This window comes from Edaphosphingomonas fennica, from assembly GCF_003034225.1.
In the GTDB taxonomy this organism is placed as follows: domain Bacteria; phylum Pseudomonadota; class Alphaproteobacteria; order Sphingomonadales; family Sphingomonadaceae; genus Sphingomonas_E; species Sphingomonas_E fennica.
Genome location: NZ_PHHF01000089.1, coordinates 1 through 2,789 on the forward strand (window position 1 = coordinate 1; position 2,789 = coordinate 2,789).

The window sequence follows — 2,789 nt, forward strand, 5'->3', positions numbered from 1 at the left end:
TGTAGCGCGACGATTACGGAGTCCGGTCGGCGTCAATTTTGATGGCCGATAGGTGGCCGCGCCGGTTGGTGAATTCTGGCTACCATTTGCTGTTGCGAGGAGCAACCGTCGAGCGACAATTACGACGCTGGGTAATTGTCGCTGGCGCTGGCCGGAAGCGAGGGTTTGAAGCGCATGGGATGGTTGGCATGTAATTGCCGCTGGCGACAATTACCCGTTGCCTCAGCAAGGGTGCTCCCGAGCGCGAAGCCAGCGACAATTATGATGGCCGGTCCGGGGCGCCATTGGGCGGGTCGTAATCGCCGGCGTTGATGCGGGCGACGGCGGAACGCTTGCGGTAGCTTTCGCCGTTCATCTCGATGATGGTCGAGTGGTGCACGAGGCGGTCGATCGCGGCGACAGCCATGGCGGGATCAGGGAAGACGTTGTCCCATGCCGAAAATGGCTGGTTGGCGGTAATGGCGAGCGAGTGGCGTTCGTAGCGGTGGGCGATGAGCTCGAACAAGGCGCTGGTTTCGACCTGGTCCTTGCGGACGTAGGACAGATCGTCGAGCACGATGAGATCGAACTTGTCGAGCTTGTCGAGCATGGCGGGCAAGCTGAGGTCGCGGCGCGCGGACTGGAGCTTCTGGACCATGTCGGTGGTGGAGCAGAACAGGACGCGCCGCCCCGTGTCGATGAGGGCATGGCCAATGGCGGCAACTGCGTGCGTCTTGCCGGTCCCGCTCTGGCCGAACAGCAGCAGGTTGCCGCCGTTCTCGATCCAGTCGTCACCGGCGGCGAGGGACAAGAGGTGCGGTTTGCGGATGCCGGGGGCGGCGTCGAAATCGAAGGTGGCGAAGGTCTTGCCTGCGGGCAAGCCGGACTGGTCGCGATGGCGCTGGATGCGCCGGGAGGAGCGATCAGCCATCTCGATCTCGAGAAGCGAGGCCAGCAGGTTGGCGGCCGGCCAGCCATCGCGATCGGCGGTGTCGGTGAGGTGCTTCCAGTTGCGGTTGATGCTCGGCAGGCGCAAGGCCTTGAGCAGGGTAGGCAGTACGGCGGCGGCCTGATCCTTGGTGCGGGTCATCAGTGCACCTCCCCGCTGGCGATCAGGCTGTTGTAGCTGTGCAGATCGGGTGGCGGGATAGCGACATCGCGCTGCGATCTTGCGGTTGGCAGGAACTCGTCCCTGAGCGCATCGACATCGGGCAAGCGCCCGCTGTCGAGAGCCTCATCGATCCGCCGGGCCAGCACGTCGACACAGTCGCCCCTGGCGGCGATATCGAGCAGCGCGACGGCATCGCGGCAGGCCTGCCGTCCATCGAGTTGGGCATCGAAGGCTTGCCAGGCCCGCCGGTAGGCGTGATCGGGGAAGAGGGCTTCGCGGTAGACGAGGTTGCGCAGTGCACCGGGCTTGCGGCGCAGGTTACCGATCATGTGCCGGAAATCGATGCTATGCCCCCGGTGGGGATGACTGATCCGCACACGCGGCGTGGACATTACCCTGTCTGGACCGAGGAAGAGCTCGATGCGATCGTCAAAGAGATGCGCGTTGAGGCGCCGTCCGACGAGGCGGGAAGGCACCGAATAGGTAACCCGATCGATGGCGACGGTGCCGTTGCGGGTGACATCGACGGTGACCATGGCGAAATCGGTGGTTCGCCTTGCGGGCAGCGCCTTGAGTACCCTGCGTTCTGCATCGATGCGCGCAGCATGTCGCCGGTTCTGTCTGGCGACCTGCGCCTCAACGAACTCGCGCCAGGCCTCGATGCTAACGAAATCGCGGCTGCCCCGCCGGCGTAAGGCCTGATCGAGCCGTCGCTTGAGATGGGCATGGGGACCTTCGATCGATCCGTTCTCGTGCGCCTCGCCGCGGTTGTTGCGGGTAGCAAGCATGCCGTAATGACGACACAGCTCGTCATAGCTTCGGGTGAAATCCCGCTGCGCATCGGCGTTGAGGTTTTTGTAGGCGGCTGACAGGGAATCGCTGCGGTGTTCGGCCGGCGCACCGCCCAGCTTCCACAACGCATCCTGCAGGTGCTCCGAAAGGGCGGCAAAGCTCTCCCCGCCCAGCACGACAGCCGCATGCTCCCAGCCACTCGCCGCCAAGCGGAAGTGGTAGAGGCGATAGGCCAGGGTCTCGCCGGCAACAGTGACCTTGAGACTGTCGCATACCGTGAAATCCGACAGGCCCTGCCGACCGGGCTCATGATGCTGCGGGAAGAAGATCTCCTTCTCGCCGCCGTGCAGTGCCCGCCAGCGGGCGATCCGGCGTTCCAGTGTTCGTCGTATCGCATCGGGAACAGCATCCTCGCCGAACTCGTCCTGGAGCGTCTCGAAGACCGTGACGGCAATGATACCGTCGATCTGGAGCAACTCCTCTATACGTGGCCAGAATGGCTCGAGCGGATCGGCGCGGGTGCGCCAGTGGCGCTCCTTCTTCTTCTGGGACGGAAGCTGCGGATCGTTCTCGATCCGGCGTGCGCTGCGTTCGCTGATACCGGCCTTGGCAGCCGCGACGGCCTGGGTGTGTTGGCGACGATGGGTCATGAAGAGAAATACCTGCTGATCGGAAATGTGGTGGCCCGGCATCGCAAACCCATCGCTCGTTGTTCGATGAGTGTTCCGATACCACCGCCCGCCACAGCCCCGATCTGCCCCCCGAAAGAAGGGGAAAAAGATCGCCACCGGTTGTCTGGTCCGCTCTCCGGTCGGGGCTGCGCCCCTCCCTACGATCAGACCAGACAACCGATCCTACCGGCCATCATAGTCGCCGCTCAACCGGCCATCGTAGTTGTCGCCGCGCA

Annotated in this window: 2 protein-coding genes; both read right to left on the minus strand. The window is 64.0% G+C overall.

All coding sequences use genetic code 11. The features are described from left to right. Positions 1 to 259: 259 nt before the first annotated feature. Positions 260 to 1,069: an IS21-like element helper ATPase IstB gene (istB, locus tag CV103_RS22005; protein ID WP_020818758.1), complete on the minus strand. Its 810-nt coding sequence runs from the start codon at positions 1,067 to 1,069 to the stop codon at positions 260 to 262. Then, a complete protein-coding gene (gene istA / locus CV103_RS22010) occupies positions 1,069 to 2,574 on the minus strand; it encodes an IS21 family transposase (RefSeq protein ID WP_020818759.1) in 1,506 nt (501 codons plus the stop codon). Before istA ends, istB begins: the two co-directional genes overlap by 1 nt. Positions 2,575 to 2,789 lie beyond the last annotated feature (215 nt).

What these genes read in the sequence shown, in the direction of transcription:
- istB (WP_020818758.1), bottom strand. Translation starts at nt 1,069, where the DNA reads ATGACCCGCACCAAGGATCAGGCCGCCGCCGTACTGCCTACCCTGCTC.
- istA (WP_020818759.1), bottom strand. Translation starts at nt 2,574, where the DNA reads ATGCCGGGCCACCACATTTCCGATCAGCAGGTATTTCTCTTCATGACC.